At 55.8% G+C, this 25,831-nt stretch carries 19 protein-coding genes; 12 read left to right on the top strand and 7 right to left on the bottom strand.

The features are described from left to right. Window positions 1–83 precede the first annotated feature (83 nt). A complete protein-coding gene (locus JKK62_RS14575) occupies window positions 84–2,795 on the bottom strand; it encodes a CDP-glycerol glycerophosphotransferase family protein (protein WP_201428539.1) in 2,712 nt (903 codons plus the stop codon). A 709-nt stretch (window positions 2,796–3,504) separates the two neighbouring features. Here JKK62_RS14575 and JKK62_RS14570 point away from each other — a divergent pair. The 10 genes from JKK62_RS14570 (at window position 3,505) to JKK62_RS14525 (ending at window position 17,001) form a co-directional block, all read left to right on the top strand. Next, on the top strand, window positions 3,505–4,734 hold the full coding sequence (locus JKK62_RS14570; protein ID WP_201428538.1) for an argininosuccinate synthase: 1,230 nt from the start codon (window positions 3,505–3,507) through the stop codon (window positions 4,732–4,734). Window positions 4,735–4,877: 143 nt separating this feature from the next. Further along, window positions 4,878–6,248, top strand: coding sequence for an argininosuccinate lyase (gene argH / locus JKK62_RS14565; RefSeq protein ID WP_201428537.1), 1,371 nt, complete (start codon window positions 4,878–4,880; stop codon window positions 6,246–6,248). Window positions 6,249–6,429: 181 nt separating this feature from the next. Continuing rightward, window positions 6,430–7,356, top strand: a complete 927-nt coding sequence (gene argC / locus JKK62_RS14560) for an N-acetyl-gamma-glutamyl-phosphate reductase (RefSeq protein ID WP_201428536.1) — start codon at window positions 6,430–6,432, stop codon at window positions 7,354–7,356. A 298-nt stretch (window positions 7,357–7,654) separates the two neighbouring features. After that, window positions 7,655–8,875 carry a bifunctional glutamate N-acetyltransferase/amino-acid acetyltransferase ArgJ gene (gene argJ / locus JKK62_RS14555; RefSeq protein WP_201428535.1) on the top strand — a complete coding sequence of 407 codons (1,221 nt, stop codon included), beginning with the start codon at window positions 7,655–7,657 and terminating at the stop codon, window positions 8,873–8,875. A 78-nt stretch (window positions 8,876–8,953) separates the two neighbouring features. Beyond that, the gene (argB, locus tag JKK62_RS14550) at window positions 8,954–9,826 is read left to right on the top strand and encodes an acetylglutamate kinase (RefSeq protein ID WP_201428534.1); all 873 of its coding nucleotides are present in this window, start codon (window positions 8,954–8,956) and stop codon (window positions 9,824–9,826) included. 108 nt (window positions 9,827–9,934) lie between these two features. Beyond that, window positions 9,935–11,089: an aspartate aminotransferase family protein gene (locus JKK62_RS14545; RefSeq protein ID WP_201428533.1), complete on the top strand. Its 1,155-nt coding sequence runs from the start codon at window positions 9,935–9,937 to the stop codon at window positions 11,087–11,089. 174 nt (window positions 11,090–11,263) lie between these two features. Continuing rightward, entirely contained in the window at window positions 11,264–12,250 is a 987-nt protein-coding gene (gene argF / locus JKK62_RS14540; protein WP_201428532.1) for an ornithine carbamoyltransferase, read from the top strand. Between the two features lie 201 nt (window positions 12,251–12,451). Further along, window positions 12,452–13,009 carry an RNA polymerase sigma factor gene (locus tag JKK62_RS14535; RefSeq protein WP_201428531.1) on the top strand — a complete coding sequence of 186 codons (558 nt, stop codon included), beginning with the start codon at window positions 12,452–12,454 and terminating at the stop codon, window positions 13,007–13,009. Continuing rightward, window positions 13,006–14,238: a hypothetical protein gene (locus tag JKK62_RS14530; RefSeq protein ID WP_201428530.1), complete on the top strand. Its 1,233-nt coding sequence runs from the start codon at window positions 13,006–13,008 to the stop codon at window positions 14,236–14,238. The genes JKK62_RS14535 and JKK62_RS14530 overlap by 4 nt, the downstream gene beginning before the upstream one ends. A 429-nt stretch (window positions 14,239–14,667) precedes the next feature. Continuing rightward, the gene (locus JKK62_RS14525; RefSeq protein ID WP_201428529.1) at window positions 14,668–17,001 is read left to right on the top strand and encodes a SpoIIE family protein phosphatase; all 2,334 of its coding nucleotides are present in this window, start codon (window positions 14,668–14,670) and stop codon (window positions 16,999–17,001) included. Window positions 17,002–17,056: 55 nt separating this feature from the next. On the opposite strand, the gene JKK62_RS14520 is transcribed toward JKK62_RS14525, so the two are convergent. Continuing rightward, entirely contained in the window at window positions 17,057–17,611 is a 555-nt protein-coding gene (locus tag JKK62_RS14520) for a GNAT family N-acetyltransferase (protein WP_201428528.1), read from the bottom strand. Window positions 17,612–17,671: 60 nt separating this feature from the next. After that, complete coding sequence (locus JKK62_RS14515; protein WP_201428527.1) at window positions 17,672–19,231, bottom strand: alpha-amylase family glycosyl hydrolase; 1,560 nt, start codon at window positions 19,229–19,231, stop codon at window positions 17,672–17,674. A 453-nt stretch (window positions 19,232–19,684) separates the two neighbouring features. Here JKK62_RS14515 and JKK62_RS14510 point away from each other — a divergent pair, with 453 nt between their 5' ends. Then, on the top strand, window positions 19,685–20,221 hold the full coding sequence (locus JKK62_RS14510) for a hypothetical protein (RefSeq protein ID WP_201428526.1): 537 nt from the start codon (window positions 19,685–19,687) through the stop codon (window positions 20,219–20,221). Here JKK62_RS14510 and JKK62_RS14505 read toward each other — a convergent pair. Beyond that, window positions 20,188–21,300 carry a lipase family protein gene (locus tag JKK62_RS14505; RefSeq protein WP_201428525.1) on the bottom strand — a complete coding sequence of 371 codons (1,113 nt, stop codon included), beginning with the start codon at window positions 21,298–21,300 and terminating at the stop codon, window positions 20,188–20,190. The genes JKK62_RS14510 and JKK62_RS14505 overlap by 34 nt on opposite strands. 111 nt (window positions 21,301–21,411) lie before the next feature. On the opposite strand from JKK62_RS14505, the gene JKK62_RS14500 reads away from it, so the two are divergent. Continuing rightward, entirely contained in the window at window positions 21,412–21,933 is a 522-nt protein-coding gene (locus JKK62_RS14500) for a hypothetical protein (RefSeq protein ID WP_201428524.1), read from the top strand. A gap of 108 nt (window positions 21,934–22,041) precedes the next feature. On the opposite strand, the gene rpe is transcribed toward JKK62_RS14500, so the two are convergent. The 3 genes from rpe to JKK62_RS14485 form a co-directional block, all read right to left on the bottom strand. Further along, window positions 22,042–22,692 (bottom strand): ribulose-phosphate 3-epimerase, encoded by a 651-nt coding sequence (gene rpe, locus JKK62_RS14495; RefSeq protein ID WP_201428523.1) that lies wholly within the window; start codon window positions 22,690–22,692, stop codon window positions 22,042–22,044. Between the two features lie 187 nt (window positions 22,693–22,879). Next, entirely contained in the window at window positions 22,880–25,540 is a 2,661-nt protein-coding gene (locus tag JKK62_RS14490; protein WP_201428522.1) for a hypothetical protein, read from the bottom strand. A gap of 96 nt (window positions 25,541–25,636) precedes the next feature. Further along, on the bottom strand, window positions 25,637–25,831 hold a 195-nt coding region (locus JKK62_RS14485), incomplete at its 5' end, for an endonuclease domain-containing protein (RefSeq protein WP_201428521.1).

Below are 25,831 nucleotides of genomic sequence, written 5' to 3'. Positions count from 1 at the left end.
TTGCTATGTTATTTCAATCCAAAACGCGTCAGCGTTTCCCACAACCGTTAACCGTTCTCCGTTAACCGTTAACCATTCACCATTCACCTTAACTTATCCTTATCCACCTGCTGCTGGAACTTCATGATCTCCTCATAGATACGTTCGCAGTTGCTGTGGTCGTCGTAGTGGTAGAAGTCGTCGACGCGGGCGATGTACTCGGGCTTCATCTGACAGCCGTTTTCCATGTATTCGCACAGGGTGTCGACCAGCTGTGCCGAGGTGGTGCAGATCTCGCCGAAGCCCATCGTGTCGTAGAAGAATCCGCCGTCGTCGTAATGCGCGGGCAGCTCGTCGGGATGGAAGTAGACCAGCGGCTTTTTCATGTACGCGAAGTCGAACTGTACGCCGGAGTAGTCGGTGACCATCAGGCTGGATTCGGTGAGGATCTTTTCATAGCTCATGTCGCCGACGGAGGAAATGACGTCCACGTACGGGTCGGGCGTGTAGTCGTCCACCTGCGCACTGAGGATCGGGTGCAGCAGATACTTGATCTTGTAGCCGGTGCGCTTGGCGGTCTCGATGAGCTTTTGGTTATTGATCAGGTCGTTGTAAATGCGGTAGTAGACCGTGTTCTTGAAGTCGGGGTTGTACGAGCGCTGTTCACCCTCGCTGGTGGTGACGGGCATCGCGTTGTACATACGCCATGTCGGGGTGATGAGGATCTGCTTTTGATCGTTGTTGATCAGTCCGTCGTACCTGCCGATACCGGTCATCTTGATGATACCGGTGTCCTTGTAGCCGTAGGCGTGGTTGTTCAGGTTCTTTTCCTCATACTTCGAGGCGATGAAATACATGCGGGTGTTATCGATGATCCGCTGCTGCGCCATCGCGCACTTCTGTACCGAAAGACCGTGCTGCAGGCACATGGTCGGGAAGTTGCACAGGTCGCGGATAAAGCGGCTCTTGTCCAGACTGTAGCCGTTGAAGGGGAAGGTCTGGGAGTTGGTGATCAGCGCGATGTCCGCGTTGAGGAACGCCATCTTGTGCTTGATGGAACCCGTCTTGACGGGATGCAGACCGTCCTGCTTCATCTGACGGTAGTCGGAGGTGTTCTTGTCGATGATGTAGTAGCGGGTGATGCCGTCCTTCTTGTCCTTGCAGAAGCGGTACATATACTCGCTGCTGTCGCCGCCCTTGTAGAGCTTGTCGTACATCAGCCAGATGCGCTTGTTCTTGTAGAACGGACGGGTCAGCCAGTACTCGATACGGGTGATGAAGGTACGCTTGCTCTCCATGAATACGCGCGGCAGATATTTCAACTCGCGCTTGAGGGTCTTGCCCGCGGATGCGTGCTCGATGACCAGTTCACGGTTGTTGTTGATGGTCGCCATGTATTTGTTGAAGCGCCAGTAACCGCCCACGGGAGAAGCGGCGAATTTTGCCCAGTGGTGCAGATAGGAGAACTGCAGCGGCACGCGGGTATTCTTGTACTTTGCGAAGAAACAGAGCTTTTGCGTGGAGCGCTGATCGTCGAACGAAAGCTCCAGATGGAAGGTGAATTTTTTGTAGGCGCTGATGCCGAAATACTTGGTCAGCGAGTAGCGGTCGTTATCCTCCAGATCGATCCGCTCGCCGTTCCATTCGGCGTACAGCTCGATGTTTTTGAGGTTGAATACCTGACGGAAGGAGCCGTCCAGCAGCAGCTTGCCGTCGGTGTAATCCAGTACGTGCAGACCGACCCTCTGCCCCTGCATACGCGCGATGACGACGTCGTTGCAGTCGAGGGTGACGTCCTCGTTGCCTTCGCTCAGATGCTGCGGCATCCGGTAGAGGTCGGTATCGTATTTGAGCATATAGAACATCTCGGCGGCTTCTTCGCTGTAGCCGAGCGCCTTGTACTTGCCCGCGTTGAGGATAATGGTGTCGTCGAGCAGGTCGAGTACCTTTTTGCACGCCTTTAAGAACAGATCCAGCTCTTCTTCGCTCATATTGCGCTTGTTGCGGTTGTTCATGTTGGCGAGGAATCGCGCGGATACCGCGTACATCAGGTAGAACTGGATGAAGTAGGGGAGGGTACCGTCGCTGTTTTTGAAGCGCTCGGCAAGCGGCAGCATAAAGCTCTCGATGCTGTTGCGGTACCAGTCGATGTCGTTGGAGGGGACGAAGTACGCCGAGTCGTCGCTCAGCGGCATGAAGGTGTTGAAGTTCGCCTCTTCCATTGCGAAATACGTGGGATGATCCTGTTGCAGGCGGAGCATCACATCGTGGAAGAATTCATATTTCAGCGAGGTATCGGCGGGGTACTGCTTGAGCACCGCGCTCTCGATGATATTGCCGTCGATCTCCATTTGCAGGAGGTTGGGGTAGCTGCGGATATCCGCCTCCTTGTTGAGCATGAGCGGCGGAACATTGGTGCGGCTGATGTATTTATAGCGCGAGTAGACGGGATTGATGCAAAAACGGTTCGGCGCCGCGAAGCACCACGGCTTGTTCGCGCCTACCGCCTTGAGGGCGTTCATAAAGTAATGACTGCCGAACACATCGCCCGGACGCGCCACGATCGCGTAATCGGCGCTGAGATTCTCCAGCGCGATATTGTATGCCGCCGCTTCACCGCCCGCGCCGGGCTTTTGGATCACGCGCGCGTTCGGATAAGCGCTGAGCTTTTCGGCGGCGTTCTGCGCGTCGGAAACATCGACGACCAGCAGATCGATCTCGCCGGTATTGACGCTTTTCTGATTCTTGACGGAATCGGCTGTTTTCAGGATCAGGTCTGAGCTCTCGATATATGGAATGATAACGGAGACTGACATTTTCTTACCCCTTTCACAGGAACATTCATACGCTCCTTTTCAACTATACATCATACCATATACAAGCCCTTTTTGTCAATAAAAGCACACGTTTTTGAGGGAGGAGTTGAGGATGCGTCTAATCGGAATCAGGAGAGCCTTCCCCTCGGGGGGCGCGTGCGCCCATTTATCTGACTATCGGAAAGGATCTGCATATAAAAGCCTTCCCCTCGGGGGGAAGGTGTCGACCAACGGGAGACGGATGAGGGGACAACCTTTCCTATAGATGCAGGATTCGGTGGGGCTGAATGATTACCGAGAATCGTGAAAAAGCCTTACTCTCTTTGTTAAGATGATCTTTCGGCTGACTCAGCCCCTCATCCGACTCGGCATACACCGAGCCACCTTCCCCCCGAGGGGAAGGCTTTTTATTTTCAACGAAACGTTTCAGTAACACAGAAAAAGGCGCACGCGTCCCGAGGGGAAGGCTTTTGTGTTTTGATGGATCATTCCTCGTGATTATACCTATAATTATGCGCGTAAGGTTACGATTATTTGACTTGATAAATGACGGGAATTTCGCTATAATAGTATACGGATTTTGTCAAGGATGACGGAAAATGCAGAAAGATGAAAAAATATGCAAATAACCCTTGACAAATATGCAGAATGATGTATAATAAGTGCATAAACTTCAAAAATCAACGCATATTCATTCGGAGGTATCACCATGCAAGCTATCAACAAGGAAAACATCAAGAAAGTCGTTCTCGCTTATTCGGGCGGTCTGGACACATCCATCATCATCCCGTGGCTCAAAGAGAACTACAATAACTGCGAGGTCATCGCGGTATCCGGCAACGTCGGTCAGAACGACGAGCTCGAGGGTCTGGAGGAAAAGGCGCTCAAGACCGGCGCGTCCAAGCTCTATGTCCTCGACCAGACCGAGGAGTATGTCGACGATTTCATCATCCCCACCATGAAGGCGGGCGCAGTATATGAGGAATACCTGCTGGGTACCTCGACCGCGCGTCCCTGCATCGCGAAGGGCCTTGTCGAGATCGCTCTCAAGGAAGGCGCCGACGCGATCTGCCACGGCTGTACCGGCAAGGGCAACGATCAGGTTCGTTTCGAGCTGGCGATCAAGCACTTCGCTCCCAACATGCCCATCATCGCTCCGTGGCGTATCTGGGACATCAAGTCCCGTGAGGAAGAGATCGAGTATGCCGAGGCGCATAACATTCCCCTCAAGATCAACCGTGAGACCAACTACTCTAAGGATAAGAACCTGTGGCATCTGAGCCATGAGGGTCTTGACCTCGAGGATACCAACAACGAGCCGACGTATGAGAAGCCCGGCTTCCTCGAGATGGGCGTATCCCCGATCGACGCCCCCGACGAGCCGACTTATGTCACCATCGAATTTGAACAGGGCACTCCCGTCGCGCTCGACGGCGAGAAGATGTCCGCGAAGAATATCATCCTCAAGCTCAACGAGCTGGGCGGCAAGAACGGTATCGGTCTGCTCGATATCGTCGAGAATCGTCTGGTCGGCATGAAGTGCCGCGGCGTATATGAGACTCCCGGCGGCACCATCCTGTACAAGGCACATGAGACCCTCGAGTCCATCTGCCTCGACAAGATGACCATGCACGAGAAGCAGCGCCTGTCCATCACCTTCGCCGAGCTGGTCTACAACGGTCAGTGGTTCACCCCGCTGAGAGAAGCCCTCTCCGCGTTCGTCGACAAGACGCAGGAGAAGGTCACCGGCTATGTCAAGCTCAAGCTGTATAAGGGCAACATCATCAAGGCGGGCGTCGACAGTCCCTACAGCCTGTACAGTGAGGAGATCGCGACCTTCGGCGAGTCCGATTATGACCAGACCGATTCCGCGGGCTTCATCAACCTCTTCGGTCTGCCCATCAAGGTGCAGGCGGTCGTGGACGAGAAGAATAAATAATTTCGGAGAACGGTTAACGGAGAACGGTTAACGGTTAAGGGAAACGCTGACGCGTTTTGGATCGAAATAACGTATATCGTAGGGCGGGGGCTTGCTCCCGCCGTTACGTGTCTATATGACCCTGAGTATGAGGAGAGTTGATTATGGCTAAAATGTGGGCGGGTCGTACCGCCGGAGATACCAGTAAGCTGGCTGACGAGTTCAACAGCTCCATCGGCTTTGATTCGCGGATGTTCAAGGAGGACATCACGGGCTCTATCGCGCACGCGCAGATGCTCGCCAAGCAGGGCATCATCGAGCGCAAGGAGGCTGACACCCTCTGTGACGAGCTGTTAAAGATCCTTGAGGACATCTCCTCGGGCAAGCTCCCGATCGATATGGACGCCGAGGATATCCATATGTTCGTAGAGGAAGAGCTGACCAAGCGCGTCGGCGACGTGGGCAAGAAGCTCCATACCGCGCGCTCCAGAAACGATCAGGTCGCGCTCGATCTGCGTATGTATCTGATGAACCGCGTGGATGAGCTGTGTGCCGATACCAAGCACCTGATCGCCGCTCTCACCGATAAGGCGGAGGTGTACAAAGAGGCGATCATGCCCGGTTATACCCATCTGCAGAGAGCGCAGCCCGTCATGTTCGGTCATCATCTGCTCGCTTACGCGATGATGCTCCTGCGTGACGTCGACCGCATGACCGACTGCAAGCGCAGGATGAATATCTCTCCGATCGGCTGCTGTGCTTTGGCGGGCACTACCTATGACACCGACCGCTATTTTGAGGCGGAACAGCTCGGCTTTGAGGGCATCGCGATGAACTCGCTCGACGGCGTGTCCGACCGTGATTTTGTCATCGAGCTGCTGTCCGATATCGCGATATTGATGATGCACCTCTCGCGCCTGAGTGAAGAGATCATCCTCTGGTCAAGTTGGGAGTTCGGCTTTGTAGAGCTTTCCGACGCCTACACCACCGGTTCGTCCATCATGCCGCAGAAGAAGAACTCCGATATGGCGGAGCTGGTACGCGGCAAGACGGGTCGTGTATACGGCGATCTGATGGGCGCTTTGACGGTGCTCAAGGGTCTGCCTCTCGCCTATAACAAGGATATGCAGGAGGATAAGGAGGGTGTGTTCGACGCGGTCGATACCGCCTCCATGTCCGTGAAGATCTTCATCGGCATGATCTCCACCATCAAGGTCAGAACCGAGAATATGAAGAAGGCGGCTCAGCGCGGCTTTATCAACGCGACCGACCTCGCCGATTACCTGACCAAGAAGGGGATGCCCTTCCGCTCGGCATATAAGATCTCCGGCTCGATCGTCGCCTATTGCATCGAAAACGGCGAGGTGCTCGAGACCCTGCCTTTGGAGAAATACAAAGAATATTCAGACCTGTTCGAGCAGGATCTGTATGAGGATATCGATCTGCTTACCTGCGTCAACAAGCGCAATTCCGTCGGCGGCACCTCGGTGCAGTCGATCGAACAGCAGATCCGATTTGTGAGAGAGAAGTTGTAAATAGCCTTCCCCTTGAGGGGAAGGTGTCACCCGGAGGGTGACGGATGAGGTGGATGCGTTTCTGCTTCCGCCTATGAAATGAATTATCGGTGAGGCTTCCACCTCATTCGACCAATTTGCAAGCAAATTGCCCACCTTCCCCTCAAGGGGAAGGCTCTGATTTGCTCTACCCGGAAGGAATATGACAATGCACAAAATATTCATCGACGGCAGTGCCGGTACCACGGGGCTTCGGATCCGTGAGCGCTTATCCGAGCGCCGGGATCTCGAGCTGATGATCCTGCCCGACGAGCTCCGCAAGGATACCGCCGCGCGCAGTGAAATGCTCAACAAAAGCGATATCAGCTTTCTCTGTCTGCCCGATCAGGCGGCGATAGAAGCGGTATCGTTGATCGAGAACCCCGACACGGTCGTGATCGACACCTCCACCGCCCACCGCACGGCGGACGGCTGGACATATGGCATGCCCGAGCTGACAGGGCTGCGGGAACAGCTCAAAACAGCGACCCGAATCGCCAACCCCGGCTGCCACGCAAGCGGCTTTATCGCCTTAGTCCGCCCCCTCGTTGAGTTGGGGATCATCCAAAAGGACATCGCGCTGTCATGCTTCTCGCTGACGGGTTATTCCGGCGGCGGCAAGAAGATGATCGCGGAATATGAGGCGCAGGATCGTGATCCGCTGTTCGACGCGCCGCGCATCTACGCGCTGGGTCAGTCGCATAAACATCTGCCCGAGATGAAGCGGGTATGCGGACTCGATCAGGATCCCGTATTCAGCCCCATCGTCGCGGATTATTACAGCGGCATGGAGGTCAGCGTCCCTGTTACGCGTGACATTTTATCCGCTTCGCTGAAAGATATCCAAACGGCATATCGGGATTACTACAAGAGCGGTCTGATCCGTTATGACGACAGCACCGAGGGCGGCTTGATCAGCGCCTCGGCATTCAGCGGTCGTGATGATATGGCGGTCGCGGCTTACGGCAACGATGACCGCATCACCCTGATCGCGCGTTTTGATAACCTCGGCAAGGGCGCTTCGGGCGCCGCGATCCAGAACATGAACATCCGTCTGGGTCTGGATGAAGCAGAGGGCTTGATCGTATAGGCTCCCATTGGTAATGGGTCGCGTGCGACACGCTGTCTCTCAAAAAAGGCTCCCTTTGGTAAAGGTGCTCCCCGTTGGGGAGACGTCGCGAAGCGACAGAGGGGGAGCCGCTTCCGGCGAGGAGGCTGTCTCCGAACGGAGGCTGAGGGATTGCATAATTGTTTGAGCGTTAGCGAGTAACCATTTTATAATAAGGTTGCCATGGTAATTGGCGATTCATACAATCCCTCCGAGCTTGCCTTTGGGCAAGCCCACCTCCCTTTACCAAAGGGAGGCTAAGTTTTCCGAAAGAAGGAATATGAATATGAAATTGATTGAAGGCGGTGTGACCGCGGCTCAGGGCTTCAAGGCCTCGGGCATCCATTGCGGCATCCGCAGGAATACATCGAAAAACGATCTGTCGCTGATCGTCAGCAGTACCCCAGCCTCGGCGGCGGCAGTCTACACGACCAACCTCGTCAAGGGCGCTCCCCTGACCGTCACCAAGGCGCATATCGCCGACGGTAAGGCGCAGGCGATCATCTGCAATTCCGGCAACGCCAACACCTGCAACGCCGACGGTATCGAGATCGCCGAGGGCATGGCTGCTTTGGTCGCGGAAAAGACAGGTATCGCGACAAATGACGTAGCAGTGGCGTCTACCGGTGTCATCGGTCAGCCGCTGAGTCTCGAGCCCATCCAAAACGGGATGGACGAGCTGGTCGACAAGCTGTCCGAAAACGGCAGCTGTGACGCGGCGCTGGGTATCATGACCACCGACACCGTGCCCAAAGAGGTCGCGGTGGAGTTCACCTGCGGCGGCAAGACCTGCCGTATCGGCGGTATCGCCAAGGGCAGCGGCATGATCCACCCGAACATGGCGACCATGCTGGTGTTCATCACCACCGACTGCGCGATCGCTCCCGCACTGCTCCAAAAGGCGCTGTCGGGCGACATCCAAAATACATTCAACATGATCTCTATCGACGGCGACACTTCCACCAACGATATGGTCGTGGTGCTCGCGAACGGTCTGGCGCAGAATGCCGAGATCACCGCACAGGGTGAGGATTACACCGCCTTTATGCAGGCGCTCAACACGGTCACCGTGGGGCTGTGCCGCATGATCGCCGGTGACGGTGAGGGCGCGACCAAGCTGCTCGAATGTCAGGTCAGCGGCGCAAAGACCCTCGCTGTCGCCAAGACGGTCGCAAAGTCCGTTATCTGCTCGAGCCTGCTCAAAGCGGCGATGTTCGGCGCGGACGCGAACTGGGGTCGTGTGCTGTGCGCGATCGGTTACTCCGGCGCGGATGTGGATGTGACTAAGATCGACGTATCTTTCAGGAGCGATAAAGGCACGATCACCGTCTGTGAAAACGGCGCGGGTATCCCGTTCAGCGAGGAAAAGGCGAAGGAGATCCTGCTCGAAAAGGAGATCGAGATCCTTGTCGCCCTCAACGACGGTGAATATGATTCTACTGCGTGGGGCTGTGATCTGACCTATGATTACGTCAAGATCAACGGAGATTACAGGACATAATCGGAGAACGGTGAACGGAGAACAGTGAACGGTGAAGGGTGGGACACCCACACCCGAAAGAAATAGTAGTGAGGACATATGAACAACGAGATTTCAAACGCGGATAGGGCGGAGGTACTGACCGCCGCTCTGCCGTACATCAAAAAATATAACGGAAAGATCGTCGTCGTCAAATACGGCGGCAACGCGATGGTCAACGAAGAGCTCAAACAGCAGGTCATGCAGGACATCGTCCTCTTGTGGCTGATCGGCGTCAAGGTCGTGCTGGTGCACGGCGGCGGCCCCGCGATCAACGAGGTGATGGAGCGCGTAGGCAAGAAGCCCGAGTTCGTCGACGGCTTGCGCGTGACCGATCAGGAGACCATCGACATCGTCCAGATGGTGCTGTCCGGCAAGGTCAACAAAACGCTCGTCAACCTGATCGAGAGCAAGGGCGGCAAGGCGATGGGCATCTCCGGCATGGACGGCAGACTGATCGAAGCGGAGCAGAAGGATCCCCGCCTCGGCTTTGTCGGCAACGTCACCAACATCCGTCCCGAGCCCATCATGGATCTGCTCGAAAAGGGCTATATCCCCGTCGTGTCCACCATCGGATGCGATAAGGACGGCAACGCCTATAACATCAACGGCGACACCGCCGCGGCGTATATCGCGGGCGCGATCGAAGCGGAACGTCTGATCATGATGACCGACATCGCGGGCATCTTAAAGGATAAGGATGACCCCGAGAGCCTGATCCCGCAGATCACGGTATCGGAGGCACAGACCCTCTATCGCGACGGCGTGATCTCCGGCGGCATGATCCCCAAGGTCGGCTGCTGTATCGAGGCGATCTATAAGGGCGTGCAGAAGGTCATCATCATGGACGGCAGAGTGCCCCATTCCATTTTGATGGAGCTGATGACCGACGAAGGCGCGGGCACGATGGTGCTCGGGGATGATAAACAGTGATCAGTTGTCAGTGATCAGTGATCAGCTTTTGGTTGACGCTGTCCACATCTATTGATATACAAACTGACTGACCACTGACCACTAAACACTGACCACTAAGGAGTAATTATGAGTATCAAACAGACCGATGAGCGCTATATCGCGCATACCTATAAACGCTTCGATCTCGCGATCGTCAAGGGCAACGGCTGCCTTTGTTGGGACGATAACGGCAAGGAGTATATCGACATGACGTCGGGCATCGGCGTCAACGCCTTCGGTTATTCCGACCCCGTATGGGCGGACGCTGTCGCGAATCAGGCGAAGCTGTTACAGCACACCTCCAACCTGTACTATACCGCTCCCTGCGCGGAGCTGGCGGAGATCCTCTGCACCCGCACCGGGATGAGCAAGGTGTTTTTCTCGAACTCCGGCGCCGAGGCGAACGAGTGCGCGGTCAAGGTCGCGCGTAAATACGCCGCACAGCATAAGGGCGCTGAGTATTACAACATCATCACGCTGAACAAGAGCTTTCACGGCAGAACGCTGACGACTCTCGCGGCGACAGGTCAGGACAACTTCCATCATGATTTTCTGCCGCTGACCGACGGCTTCCTTTACGCTGAGCCGAATGATACCGAGGGGCTGCAAAAGCTCGTCAAAGAGAACAAGGTCGCCGGTATCCTGATCGAGATCGTGCAGGGTGAGGGCGGCGTCAATTCGCTCGACGCGGACTTTGTCAAGGCGGTCGACGCGATCTGCAGGGAGAACGACATCGTCCTGATGGTCGACGAGGTACAGACCGGCAACGGACGTACCGGCAAGCTCTATTCCTATATGCATTACGGCATACAGCCCGATACGGTCAGCACCGCCAAGGGGTTGGCGGCGGGTCTGCCGATGGGCGCCACCCTGCTGAGTGAAAAGGTCGGCGAGGTGCTCGGCTACGGCGATCACGGCTCCACCTTCGGCGGCAACCCTGTCTGCGCCGCCGCCGCGATCTCGGTGATGAACCGCATGGATGAGGATTTCCTCGCGGAAGTCGCCGCAAAGGGACAGTATGTCAAAGAGCGTGTCGAAGCGGCGGGCTTTGCCGTCAGCGGCATGGGCTTGATGATCGGTATAGAAACCAAGAAGCCTGTGGCCGAGGTGATCGCCGCGTGCATGGCGAACGGCGTTCTGTGCCTGTCCGCTAAAGAAAAACTGAGATTATTACCGCCGCTGAATATCCCGATGGAACAGCTTACCAAAGCGGTGGATGTGATATTAGCCTCCCTTTCCTAAGGGAGGTGGGCTCGCCGCAAGGCGAGGTCGGAGGGTTGCAACCCCCAGTCGCGGGACACGCGTGTCCGCGACAGCTTCCTCGCCGGAAACGGCTCCCCCCTTATCCTTCGGATATTCCCCCAACGGGGGCACCTTAGGAAAGGGGTTTTGAATCAATCATACCGAGGTGCTATCATGAACTTACAAAACCAACATTTCCTGAAATTATTAGACCTGACTCCCGATCAGATCGGCGGGCTGATCGACCTTGCCGCTGACTTAAAGGCGAAGAAGAAGGCGGGCACTCCCCATCGCCTGTGCGAGGGCAAAAGCATCGCGCTGATCTTTGAAAAGACCTCGACCCGCACCCGCTGCGCGTTTGAGGTCGCGGCGGCTGACCTCGGTATGCACCCGACCTATCTCGATCCCTCGGGTTCGCAGATCGGCAAAAAGGAGAGTATCGCCGACACCGCCCGTGTGCTGGGCAGGATGTATGACGCGATCGAGTACCGCGGCTACGGTCAGGCGATCGTCGAGGAGCTCGCGAAATACGCGGGCGTTCCGGTCTATAACGGACTGACCAACGAGTTCCACCCGACCCAGATCCTCGCCGACTTCCTCACCATCCGTGAGCATTTCGGCTCTTTGCGGGGCAAAAAGCTCGTCTATATGGGCGACGCGCGCTATAATATGGGCAACTCCCTGATGGTCGGCTGTGCCAAAATGGGAATGCACTTTGTCGCCTGCGCGCCGAAAAAATACTTTCCGGACGCGGAGCTGGTCAAAGAGTGTCAGGTGATCGCGAAGGACACCGGCGCTACTCTCGAATTCATCGAGGATCCGATGACCGCGACAAAGAACGCCGACGTGATCTATACCGACGTATGGGTTAGTATGGGCGAGCCGGACGAGGTATGGGAGGAGCGCATCCGTGATCTGAGTCCCTATCAGGTGAACAAGGCGCTGATGGATAACGCCGGCGAAGGGTGCCGCTTTATGCACTGCCTGCCCGCGTTCCATGACCTGAACACCACTATCGGCAAGCAGATCCACGACAAGTTCGGCATCGACTGTATGGAGGTCACCGACGAGGTGTTCGAGAGCGAGCAGTCCATCGTCTTTGATGAGGCGGAGAACCGTATGCACACCATCAAGGCGGTCATCGCCGCGACGCTGGCATAATCATTGATACAAAAGCTGTTGTATTTCGGTACGGCAGCTTTTTTCGATCGTTTACGAAAGTTGATAAAGACTGATAAAGGCTCCCTTTCCTAAGGGAGCTGTTACCGTAGGTGACTGAGGGTTTCTACAGCTTTTTAACCGATTTTCGCTATTATGTGACCAAACGGCGCAAAAAGGTAGTATACAGATAGAGGTGATAACATGGAGGATGAAAAAATTGTTGCGCTGTACTGGGCACGAGATGAGCGTGCCATCACGCTCAGCAAAGAAAAATATGAACACTATCTGTATACGATCGCCCTCAATATCCTCGCTTCCCTACAGGACGCGGAGGAGAGTGTGAGCGATACCTATGTCGGCGCGTGGAATTCTATTCCGCCGCACAAGCCCGTTGTCCTACGCACCTATCTGGGCAGGATCACGCGCAATCTTTCGCTCAAGCGCTACCGCTATCTGCACGCTGAAAAGCGATACGGCTGTGAAACGGAACTGGCGCTGGACGAGCTATCGGAGGTCGTCGCCGATACGCAGACGGCTGAGAGCGAAGCCGAGCGCAGGGAGCTCATACGGAGCATACATGTGTTCTTGGCGAGCCTGTCGAGCGATCAGCGCATGATCTTTTTGATGCGGTACTGGCATCTGCACCCTGTCGCCGTGATCGCGAAGAAGCTCGGCTACTCGCAGAGCAAGGTCAAGATGACCCTCAAGCGCACCCGTGACAGCCTGCGCGACTCTCTCAAAGAGGAGGGATTGCTGTGAAGAGGAACGAACTCTTGCTCGATGTGATCGGCGAGGTCAAGGATGAGTATTTGCAGGAGATCGACAGCCGTATTAAACGCGTACGCCGCGGGCGGAGGTGGAAGCGCGGCTTGGTTGCCGCGTGTATGCTCCTGCTCGTGGGCGTCGTGGTACAGTTCGCTGTGCTGTTCGGCGGCGGTCTCGGATCGAGGGGCGGAGGCTTTTCGGCGGAGGGGCTTGTCGCAGGAGGATACTATTTTCATCAAACAAGAGATGGAGATGTTTTCCGTTATACACCCGAGGAAGGAGCGGTTCGCTTGCTCAAGGGTGGCGTCTTTGACCGATGGAAAAGCACGCGGTATTCCATAACGGCGAATGACTACGGCTTCTACTACTCCAAGGGCGATTGGATCTATCGCATCAAGAACGGTGAAACAAAAAGCGAAAAGCTCTATCATTATGAGAGCAAGCCGCAATATCCCTCTTTATATCCCGCAGGCGCGAACGATATCGCGGTGCGTGTGACTTACAACAGGTCAGATGTGATAACGCATGATGAAGTGCTCATTATTGACGGTATCACGGGTGAGTGCAAGACGGTCGTGATGGAGCAGGATGATCCGTATTATGAGTCGAATTATCCACTTGATGATCCGGGGTTTATCGACGAGCGTGAAGAGCAGAGAAGCATGAACACTGTCTATGCCGATACGGTGACCTATACCGTCGGCGACAGAACACTGGAGCTGGTTTATCAAGAGGGCAAGGAGTGGTATGACTACGCCTACCGCCTGACCGAAAACGGCAAAACGCTCTATAACGGCTATGTCGAGCCGTATAATGTGCGGACGGTGGGCGACAGTCTGGTGTTTACCGTCGGACGAGGCGGCAACAATATCGACAAAGACCTGAACGGTTATGTGATCGTATCTCCCGACGGTTCAAATCATGTGGTCAATGTTCCGTCTGTACCGGGTAACGAGAAGTTCTTCTTTACCGTCAAGGATATGGATGACGGACAGGATATTCTCGCGGTACGCGTCAGCGATAATGAGAAGTTCAAGCTGAAATGGGACAGAACGGAGGAGGATAATGTTTGGTATATCCATTCCGACGGATCGTATCTTTGGGCAATGGGATTTAACGGGATGAAGGACGATTTTGTGACATCCTGCTATCGGATCGAGTATGAAAACGGTATCCCGACTTCCCTGACCCTGATCGACGACGATATCACCGACAACAATTAATAATCCTTTTTTAATAAAAACCAGACATTCTTGTCGGTCTTCTTTCTATTGAAAACCAGTATAAGACAAAAGACTCCTTCCCGGAAGGAGTCTTTTTCCGTTTATGCGCAAATTTCTTCCGTATTTCTCGGCCTTGCGCCAGTGTTCCTTATCCGGCGGCAATCTTCCGTAGGATGGGATGATTTCCGTTTTGTCTTACGATAATCCGTGAAAACATTACCGAAAAAACCATCCACACCCCGACAAACGCGCGCAGTCATTTCCGCTATACTTAGGACAAGATCAATCTAAAAAAAGTAGGGACGAGCAGTGCTCGTCCGCAGTCGGACGGGCGTTAATTGTTTTCGATCCCTTAGATAGGGATACAACGCATCTGCCGACGGACGACCAATGGTCGTCCCTACATTTAAACTATAAAGGAATGATTCAATGTCTGTTGTACAAGCTGTTCGGGGCAGAAGCGCCCGCGGGAAGGAGCTTTCGGCGCGGAATGTCGCGCGGGAGGCGGTCATCCATATCTCCTGCTTTTTGATGGGCGGCGTGGTTTCGCGCGGAGCGACCCTGGGGGAGCTGTCGCCGTTCGGCGCGTCGGTGGTGGCGGCACTGCCGTTCACCTATATGCCAGCGGGGATGCTGGGCGCGGCGCTGAGCTACCTATTCGCGTCGCCCGTATCGTCGTTTCGGTACATCGCGGTGGTGGTATCCATCGGGGCGATCCGCTGGGTGCTCAATGAGATCAAAAAGCTCTCCGACAGCCGATTCTTCGCGCCTGTGGTCGCCTTTCTCCCGATCTTCGCGACCGGGATCGCGCTGACCTTTTCGGCAAAGAGCGAGATGACCGAGGCGGTCGAGTGCGTGATCGAGGGGCTGATCGCGGCGGCGGGCGCGTACTTCATGAGCCGTACCGCGCAGTTGTTCACATCCAAAAGGGCGCTGTCGGGATTCTCTCAGCAGGAGCTGAGCTGTCTGTCGATGAGCGGATGTATCCTGCTTTTGTCGCTGTCGCGGGTGATGATCGGCACGGTGTCGGTCGGTCGGATCCTCGCCGTGCTGTTGGTGCTGTTATTCGCGCGCTACGGAATGGTCAAGGGCGGCAGTATCGCGGGGATCGCGACAGGGGCGGTGTTCGCGCTGTCGGACGCGAAGCTCCTGTTTTTGGCGGCGGGGTACTCGCTGTCGGGGCTGATCGGCGGACTGCTCGCGCCTATGGGGAAGGCGGCGGTGATCTTCGCCGCGATCATCTGCGATACGATGTTCGCGTTCACCTCACCCGATCGGGCGATGGTACTGTCGGTTCTGATCGAAAGCGCGGTCGCGTCGGGACTTTTCCTGCTGATCCCGAAGGATGCGGGCAACTTCCTCTCGACGGTGTTTGCCGATGACGGCGCGCGTACCTCGGAGGAGGCGATCCGCCGCAATGTGACCATGCGTCTGGAGCACTGCTCCAAGGCGCTCGAGAACGTCAGCTCCTGCGTCAACGCGGTGTCGGACAGGCTCGCGAAGCTCTATGAGCCGAACGCGGACAGGATCTATGAGCGAGCCGCCGACTATACCTGCAAGAGCTGCGGACTGCGCGCCTACTGCTGGGAAAAGGAGCGCGCGCAGACGATGGATGACTTCCGCCGCCTGACGGACGCGTTGAAGAAGCGCGGCTTTGTCAAAGAGAAGGATATCGAGGATCACTTCACCAAGCGCTGCTGCAAGTCTTCGGAGCTGGCGCACAGCGTCAACCGCAGTTACCGCGAGTATCAGTCCGTGGAGGCGGCGCGTCATCGGATCACCGCCGTGCGCAGTGTGGTGGCGGGTCAGTTCGCGGGACTGAGCGACATTTTGCACGACCTGTCGCAGGAGTTTGCGGCGGTGGAGGGCTATGATGAGGCGCGTGCCGAGCGGGTGATCGAGGCGTTGTCGGCGGAGGGGCTGACAGTGGCGGACTGCTCCTGCCGCACGGGTGAGATCAGCGGTATGATCGTAGAGATCGAGATCGTCGTCGGCAAAAAGACCGCACTGTCCAAGACGCTTTTACTGCGGGTCGTCAACCGCGCCTGCGGACGGTATTTTGAGGATCCCGAGCTGAGCTTTGAGGGCGATCGCGCGCGCGTCGTGATGTGCGAGATGCCGCTGTATGATTTGGAGATCGGCTCGGCGCAGCATGTGTGCGACAACGGCGAGCTGTGCGGCGACTGTCTGAACTACTTCCGAGGCGGCATGGGCAGTACCGTGGCGCTGATCTCGGACGGTATGGGCTGCGGCGGCAGAGCGGCGGTGGACGCGAACATGGCGGTCAGCATCATGTCCAAGCTCTGCAAGGCGGGGCTGAGCTATGACTGCGCCTTGGCGGTGACGAATTCCTCGCTGATGATCAAGAGTGAGGAGGAGTCGCTCGCGACGATGGATCTGATCGATTTCAACTGCTTTACCGGCAGGGTCAAGCTGATGAAGGCGGGCGCCTGTACCACTTATGTAAAGAAAAACGGCAAGCTGCTGCAAAAAGAAATGCCCTCCCTGCCGCTCGGGATCCTGAATGAAGCCCGATTCAGCAAAGAGGACGTGGTTTTGACAAAGGATGACTGGATCGTGATGGTGTCGGACGGCGTGATGATCGGCTCGCCCGAATGGATCGAAAAGCTGATCCTGAGCTGGCGCGACGGATCTGCCGAACAGCTCGCCGCGCGGATCGTCAACGAAGCGCAAAAGCGCAGGCGCAACGATCACGACGACGACATCACCGCTATCGCGATGCGGGTGGCGGAAAACGGATAAAAGTGAGGAGTCAGGAGTTGAGGAGTCAGGAGTTGAGGTTTTTCCCTTCGGTCGATCAAGTGTTGTATTCATCTCTGAGGATCGCGCGTATGACGGTATCGCACACACCCTGATTATTGCGGATCGCCTGCCGCATGGTGCCCTCGTACCGCATCCCACACTTTTCCATGACTCTGCCGGAGTTGGGGTTGTTGACGTCATGGGTGGCTTGGATGCGGTTGAATCCGACGGTTTCAAACAGATAGCGGATCACGGTGCGGAGCGCTTCGGGCATATAGCCCCTGCCCCAAAAATCGTCGCTCAGACAGTAGCCGACCTCGGCGGACGCGACCTCCTCATTGAGCCATATCACACTGATACTGCCGATGACCTGACCGACGGACTTTTCCTCGATCGCCCAGTAGTAGGTATCGGGATTCTCATAGGCAGCGATGACAGACTGTATGTAAGCTTTGACGTCATCCGTGTTTTGATACGGCGGCCATGTCATGCAGCGCGTGACCTGCTCGCGTGACATCCAGTTGTCGAACGCCTGCTGCACGTCGTTGAGTGTGAATTGGCGCAGGATCAGCCGCTCGGTTTCGAGCGGAACGGTTCCCGTATGTTTCATAAATAATCCTCCATATAGACACAGGGACGGTGTTGACCGTCCCTGTTTTTTGCATATTTATTATCCTTCCTTTCGCAACAGCAAAAAGCTGCGGCTGCGGATGATGACGGAATCCTTGCCGATCTCATAGCCGCCGAGGAAGTAATACTCCTTCATGCCGTCGGCGTTGAATTCGACGGTCTTGTCCTCGTCGCTCGGGTTGATGAACGCCGTGAAGCTGCCTCTTTTGTAGACAAAGGGATATTCCTTCTCCTTGGCGTACACGATCTCAAAATCGCTCTCGTTCATCAGCTCGGGGTTGGCTTTGCGCAGCGCGATCAGGGATTTGAGGTTCTCATAGATACTGCCGCCTACGCCGACTTGATCCTCGACGGTGGGGTAGCCCTCGCTGTAGTCGAGAGGCAGATAGAGCATATCCTCGTCCGCGTCGGAGAAGCCGAGGTTCTTCTCATGGCTCCACTGCATCGGGGTGCGTGAGCCGGTGCGCGAGAAGCCGCCTTCCTTGGAGATCAGGTCGGTGCGGTAGCGCATACCGATCTCGTCGCCGTAGTAGACGAAGGGCACGCCGGGCATCGTCATGATGAAGGCGTGGCTGAGCTGTATCATCCACTCGCTCATGTAGAACGGCGCGCGGGGCATATCGTGGTTGTTGGTGATGAAGCTGATATAGCCGTGGTTCTTTGAGCACATATAGGCGGGCACATAGTCGGCTAAAAAGGCGGTGATGTCACCGTGAGCGCCGTCGGCGAAGAAGCTCAGATTATCGCCGTCGGGGGTGGCTCTCTTGCGGAAGAGCTCGTTGAAGCCGTTGCCCGGATGGTCGAGGTAAAAGTCCGCGTGGAAGCCCGCGTTGACGATCGCGCGCAGGGGGTTGCTCCATTCGCTCACCAGCACCGCGTCGGGGTAATCGCTGTCCATCATCCCGCGGATATCGCGCCAGATCTTGGCGGTCGCGATCTTATCGTCGTCGTTCTTGACCAGCGAATCCGCCATGTCGACGCGGAAGCCGTCGATGCCTTTGTCGAGCCAGAAGCGCATGATATCCTTGAGCGCGTCCACGGTCTCCCATGCTTCCTTGGAGTCGGACGAGAACTGCCACTCGGGGTGGGTGATCTCGTAGAAGCCGTAGTTGAGCGCCGGCTGAGAGGAGAAGTAGTTGACCAGATAGTTGCCGTCGCGCTCGCAGATACCGCACATCATGCGGTATTCGGACGGCGCGTCCCAGACGCATTTGGTGAAGATATAGCGGTCGTCGTGAGGGGTCGGAAAGCCCGTCTTGGCACTTTGGAACCACTCGTGCGTGTCGCTGGTGTGACCGGGTACAAGGTCGAGCAGGATCCTGATATCACGCCTGTGAGCCTGCTCCAACAGATGCTCAAAGTCCTCCATCGTGCCGTAGCGCGGGGCGATCATCTTGTAATCGCGCACATCGTAGCCCGCGTCCATGAACGGCGAATCATAGATGGGGTTGATCCAGATCGCGTTACAGCCGAGATTCTTGATGTAATCGAGCTTGGTCACGATACCGCGCAGATCGCCGATACCGTCCGAGTTGCTGTCGCAAAAGCTCTGGGGGTAGATCTCATAGAAAACGGAATTTTTCAGCCAGCTTGTACTCATGTCATTCACTCCTAAATATGTATTGTCGGTCGGGTCAGCCCCGAAAATATCCTTACCAAAATATTACAATATGTGGCGGGAGGTGTCAATGATTTTTTGATGAATGGTTAACGGTTAACGGAGAACGGTTAACGATGTAGGGAAACGCAGACACAAGTGTCCGCGTTTTGGATTGATAGGATGACTGTTCTCAAAAGCTCTATTCTCCTGCCTTTTGCCCCCAATTACATACACGCCCGTTATTTTGCGGTACGTTGCAAGCGCCGTACTCTACAGTAAATGCTTTGACACCTCATAAAATCGGGTGAGGGCAACGCCCTCCCTTCACCGTTATCCATTAACCGTTAACCGTTAACCGCATAGAATAAGAATGCCAATCCTTTCCATCCAACAACTTTCACTTGCCCGGGGACGGGTTTTATTCTATGATGGTAACAGATATGAGGTGTGCGTATGACGGTTGAGATGATCGGAGAAAAGACGATATTGGTATCATTGCGCGAGGGGGATATGCGGCGGTATTCCCTCTGTTTGGACGATAACGCCGACAGGGTACGGTTAGGGCTGAAAGACCTGCTCTGCCGCGTGGGGGAGATCTGCGGACTGGATCACCGCGGCAAGAGCTATCTGATCGAGGCGCTGCCCTCAAAAGGCGGCTGTCTGCTGATCATCTCGGTACATACCGTCAAGCGCCGCAGAAAATTCCGCATCAAGCGAAAACAGCTGTGTGAGCTTTGCGTGTTCTTCGACGCTGACGCGATGCTGGATTTTCGGCGGTCGTGCGCTCAGGGCGGTTATGCTGTTTATGATTATGACGGCAGATACATCCTCCTGCCCGGCGTATCGTTGGACGAGAGCAGTATAGCGCGGCTGAGTGAATACGGCGAGCTGTATCCGGTGAGCGAGGCGGTTTTCGCGCGGATACGGGAGCACGGCAAACTATTGCTGAAAAGCGGTTATCCGATGACTGCGTCCAGAGAGGCCAGATAGGCGGCGGGGGAGTGGCTGTCCGCGACACTGCACCTCGGGATCGCGCTCGACGAGGTGATCAGGTCGTTCAGATCGGCGCCGCTCGACAAAAAGTTGAGCAGATCGGCGTAGTCGGACGCCATCGCCGAGAGAAAGATATCCGCGGCGTCGTCATCCATATTCTGTGACAGCATGTGCGCGACCGAGGTCATGAATTCATAGAGGCTGAGCTTGCGGTCGCCGACCTGTCTGCGGCGGCGATAGTAGGCGTTGACGTTCGGCGCGAGATCATAGACAGCGGCGATAAAGCTGTCCACGGCGCTTTGGCGGGTGAAGCCGATATAGTCCTCGCCCGTGAGCCGACGGTAGCCCGCGGTCATATCGCCCTCATGCGACAGCGAGATGTTTTTGCCGTATTTGGTGTAGCCCCAGCCCTCGGGCGGTACGCGGGTAAAGAGATCCTCCTGCCGCACGAGGTTGAAGACGCTGTTATAGCGGTTGGTGCGGCGGCTGAGCGTGGTAGAGGGAGAAGCGAAGGTATAGGCGCAGACGCGTTCGAGCCCGTAGCGGTCGCACAGGCGCTTGGCGAGGATATTGGCGACGGCGCCGCCGCGGCTGTAGCCGGTCACAAAAAATTCCGGTTCCGTCCCGATCGCATGGGTGAATACATAGTCGCCGAGCCTCAGCTCCGCAAAGTCGGCGGCATTCGCAAAGCCGCTGTGCTCCGCTGAGTAGCCGACGTCGAAATTAGAATACCATTCGTCGCCCGAGGTGCCGCGCAGTACCACGGCGATCTGCAGGCGATCATCCCTGACGCGGCTCGCGATACACATCCCCGCCTTATCGCGGTCGGTGTTCTCATAGGCGATCGTGACGATATCCCCGTAGCCCAAGGCGCTCAGATTATCACGCAGCAGCTTTTCGTCATCGGTGCTCATGCTCAGCGCCGCAGCGACATGACAGGTCGTCGGGCTGAAAAAACAGCTGTTATCAGGCAGAAAATCACGCGCGGCAGTGATCCGCCGCAGGACGGATCGGCGCGGTGAAGTTGACAGCTGACAGCGCAGCAGCCATTCTCTCTTTTCGGATTCGATGATCATAATACCCTCCATCGTGTTGACTAAATCGTAATTTGTGCTATAATAGCTAATGTCAAATCACGAACATCAAGCGTGCCGTTCATACGGACGCTATGTATAAGGAGAGATACTATGAAACGAATCATTTCGTTAATACTCGCAATCATGCTCATTCTGTCGGTTGCCGCGATGGTCGGCTGCAGTAAGGGCAGTAAAAAGACTGACACCGGCAGTACGTCGAAGCCGTCGAGCGCTTCAAGCGTAGCAAGCGCGCAGAGCGCGGCGTCTGTCCCCGAGGGCGCGGCGCCTATCGCCACTACCCCGGACGGTAAAGCTACCGGCTATACCAAGATCGAGAAGGATGAAAACGGCAACGTTACCCGCGACTATACCTACGACTCACTCGGCGAACTGCAGGGCTCGGTCGGCTATGAATATGACGATAAGGGCAATGTGGCTAAGGAGATCCATTATAATGCCGACGGCACTGTTGCCGGTCAGATCGTTTTTGAACGCAATGAGGACGGTCTTGAGATCAGACGTATCACGATGGACGCGCAGGGTAATGTGAAATCGAGCGTTGTGACCTCTTATAACGAGGACGGTTCCTCCACCCGCACCAAGTATGACGCCGAGGGTAAAGAGATCAGATAATCATCGCTGATACAAATATAAAAAAAGAAGCAGGAGTTTGCGCTCCTGCTTTTTATTATGTCCGTTTTTTTATGTAATATGAGTATTATGGATCGATCAGTATGCGATTTATCCGCACAACGCGCGCAGCTCGGTGATCGCTTCCTTCGCGTTGGGAGCGCCGAATACCGCCGTGCCCGCGACGCAGATATCCACGCCCGCCTTTGCGGCGGTGGCGATGGTATCCTTGGCGATGCCGCCGTCCACCTCGATCAGAGTGGAAAGCCCGCGCTCCCCGATCTCCTTTTTGAGAAAGGTGACCTTGTCCATCATATCGGGCATGAAGCTCTGTCCGCCGAAGCCCGGCTCCACCGTCATCACCAGCACCATGTACAGCCTGTCGAGATACGGCAGGACGACCTCGGGCGCGGTACCCGGCTTGATCGCCAGGGCGGGCTTGACCCCGCGCGCTTCGATCAGCCTCAAGGTCTCGTCGATGTCGCTGTCGGACTCGGTATGGAAGGAGATGATGTCCGCGCCCGCGTCAGCAAAATCGTTGATGTAGCGGTGCGGTTCACTGATCATCAGATGGACGTCAAAGGGCTTGTCGGTCGCGTTCCTGAGCTTTTTGATGACCGGCGCGCCGAAGGTGAGGTTCGGTACAAAGTGACCGTCCATGACGTCAAGGTGCATGATATCCGCGCCGCCTTGATCGATGCGGACGATCTCGTCACGGAACACGGAAAAATCACAGGATAACAGGGAGGGTGCAATTAACATAATGAAACTCCTTAAGAGATTGTGTAGGGGAGGGTCTTGACCCTCCCGAAAACCTATACTGAAATAATTGTTTTGTCCATTATTCAGTCTTCAGTATTCATTTCTAATGGTTGCTTGACCGATTATGCGATGATTACGCCCCTACAGGGTGCGACCGTATTGGTTAAGAGAAACAGGCATACGTGCCCTATGGTCGCCTGACTAATTCGGCGATCAGGGTCGCGGCGACCCAGAAGCCGATGTAGATCAGCAGCTCAACGATCGACAGCCGCGCGACAGAAGCGTACAGCGCGAGGGTCGCGCACAGCAGCAGACCTAAGATCATGCCGAAGATCTCGATCACGATGCCCAGACTGATGTTGGACTTGACGCTGATACAGCCGCCCACGGCGCGAGCCAGAGAGCCGATGCGTCCGCGCGTCGCGACATAGGCGCGGGAGGCTTCCTCGACCTTTTCGGTCGCCTCGTCGATGACATTGGAATAGCCCGGAGCGGTGACCTTGACCGAACGGTAAAAGATCTCGTAGCGGGTCGCGATCAGCTCGGGAGTGATGTTGGCGTCGGTGGTGCTCACGATCAGCGCCAGACCGCTGCTTTCGGCACGCCGGATCTGTGTTTTGAGCGGATCTGCGGCTTCATAGGACAGTCCCAGCACCGCGACCGCCTGTCCCGCGACCGCGACATACGTGATCTCAAGACCGTTGCCCCGCTTGTTGAAGGGCACCTCGGTGGTGGGGATGGTGATGTGGTAGCGGTTCATCAGCTTCATGTTGCCGACGAGGATACGCTCGCCCTTGATCCATCCGACCACACCGCTTTTGTCCTCATACATTACGCTCTCGACAGCGGGCAGGACATTGTTGTTCTCCATCACCAGCTCGTCAAAGACCGGCGCGATGGGCGAATTCGCCTCGCGCAGTACCGCGGTGGCAAGCAGCAGGTTCTCGCTGATCCTGTACTGCAGCAGGGGGTACATCTCTTCGAGCTTGACAGAGCCGTTGGGGAAGAGGTCGGATGCGTTCATCATTACGGCGTTGGTGTCACAGAACTGGCGTACCGACGGATAGCCGGCGACCATCGCGTCCTCACGCAGCATCTTGCGGCTGAACAACAGCATCGGCAGATTGCCCGCGAGCATACCGGTGAACGGGATGCCGATGCACAGCATGACCGTCAGCGCCGAAACCGCGCCCTGCACGCTCTTGAAGATGATCGCGTAGATGACGGTGACGACAAGCGAGCTGATGATCGCGATCGGCGCCATCTTGCCGCTGAGCTCCTCGCTCGGATCGGGCGCGTAGGAGATCTTCAAAAAGTCCGACAAAAAGCGGGTGACATGCTGGTAGGCGATGATCCCCTTGGAGGAGGTCGTGCCGCTGATCATCCGACGCGCTGTTTCAACGTCGTCATATATCTTTGCCGCGTAAGCGGGAGAATGTGCGCTGATAAATTTAAAGTTGCTCTTGACCCTCAGCGCCATCAACAGTCTGCCCGTAGCGTTCAAAATCAGCGCGAGTGCGACGACAAAGCTGTACAGATGGTGGTCGCCTCCGACAAAGGAGGTCGAGGTGAAGAGGGATACCAGACATTGGATGAAGCACCCCAGATACGCGAGCGCGATCACGGTGCTGCAGTTGGATTTGAACCGTGCCAGCGGCTTGAGCCCGTCGATCAGGGTGTGCCGCGCGACCAGTCCCAGCGCAAAGGTCAGGATCAGGTACAGGCCGCAGAAGGTGAACGCGCTGCCGGGCCCGTTGGCGGCGACGGTCGCCGCGCCTGCCATGCGTTCCCAGATGGTCAGTCCGAGCATCGCGATGCCGATCAGCAGTCCGAGCAGCAGATGGGTGAGCTGACGCTTGATGTTCTGGCGGGTGGTCTCAAAGATGTATTGCTCATCTTCGTTGCTGTTGTAGTCCATCGAGCGCACCTGCTCGTCCTCGGACGGCGAGTTGAAGCCCGACGAGATGACCGCGCCCAGTACGCGGAAGAATTTAGCGACACGCGAACGCTTCTTTTTCTTGGGCTTCGGCGCCTGTTCGTCGAAGTTGTTGCGCATGATCTCTTTATTCTTCTGCTTCTGCGCCGATTCGGCCTTGTGCCGCGCGGCGATCTGCGTGAGGGTATACAGCAGGCTCTGGTGCGGTCTGACCATCGGCTTGGTCGCGTGATAATTTCCCGATATGGTGGGATCGGTGGATTTGAGGTATTCGTCATATTCGCTTTCGACTACGTCGGTGAAGCGACCTGCCTTGAGGTACAGCTTATCCACGCTTTCCTCGTGCTGGTACACGGGGATGGTCTCCACGATCGTGTCGCCCGAAGGGGTGTAATTGGACGATGGCTTTTTGGCGGAATGGAATCCGTGCTGCGCCGTGCTTTGTGCGGACTTTTGCGGCTCAGGCGCCTTGGCGGGATCAAGGCTGACATCGATCTCATCGATATCCTGCACATAGATGTTGCGCAGCTTCTTGACGTCCACGACGTCCTCAATGATGTCTTCGGCGACGGTGGCATTGGGGTCGAGCTCGGGCTCGAGCTTGACCTCGGGTGCGGTGATCTTTTCGGGCATGCTGAACTCCAGCTTACCGCGGATCAGCTCGTCCTTGGTGACCTCCTTGCGCCGTGCCGCGGCTTCTTCCTCCAGCGGCTGTTGACGGCGGAATTTCACCTGTTTATCTTTTGTGGAGTAGATCTCCTCCATCTTGTTGTCGAGAGACTGTGGGGATGAGTCGTATGCCGCTTCGTTGATATCGGTCAGCTCGTCCTCTGTCGAATCCTCGACAGGCAGCTCGATGATACCGTCGGATTGATCCTTGTTATCTCCTCTGTCCCAGCGGAATATGCTCATGTTTCTCATCTCCTTTCTATAGGCTGCCTTTGGTAAAGGGAGCTGTCACCGAATGGTGACTGAGGGATTGTATCAATGTCGGCAAAGCCGACCACCTTATTCTTGCAGGGCGTTGGTTCTTCTATTTACATAAGAATCAATGTCATCACATACTTCTTTAAAGCGTGTATGAATATCCCTGTTGGTATATCGTAAAACTACAATCCCATGTTTGTCTAAATATGTTGTTCTCTTTTTATCGTAGCATAGCGCGTCCTCTTCGTAATGTTGAGAACCGTCCAACTCAATGGC

The sequence above is a fragment of the Ruminococcus difficilis genome, from assembly GCF_016680995.1.
This window is presented reverse-complemented; position numbering and strand designations above follow the sequence as displayed.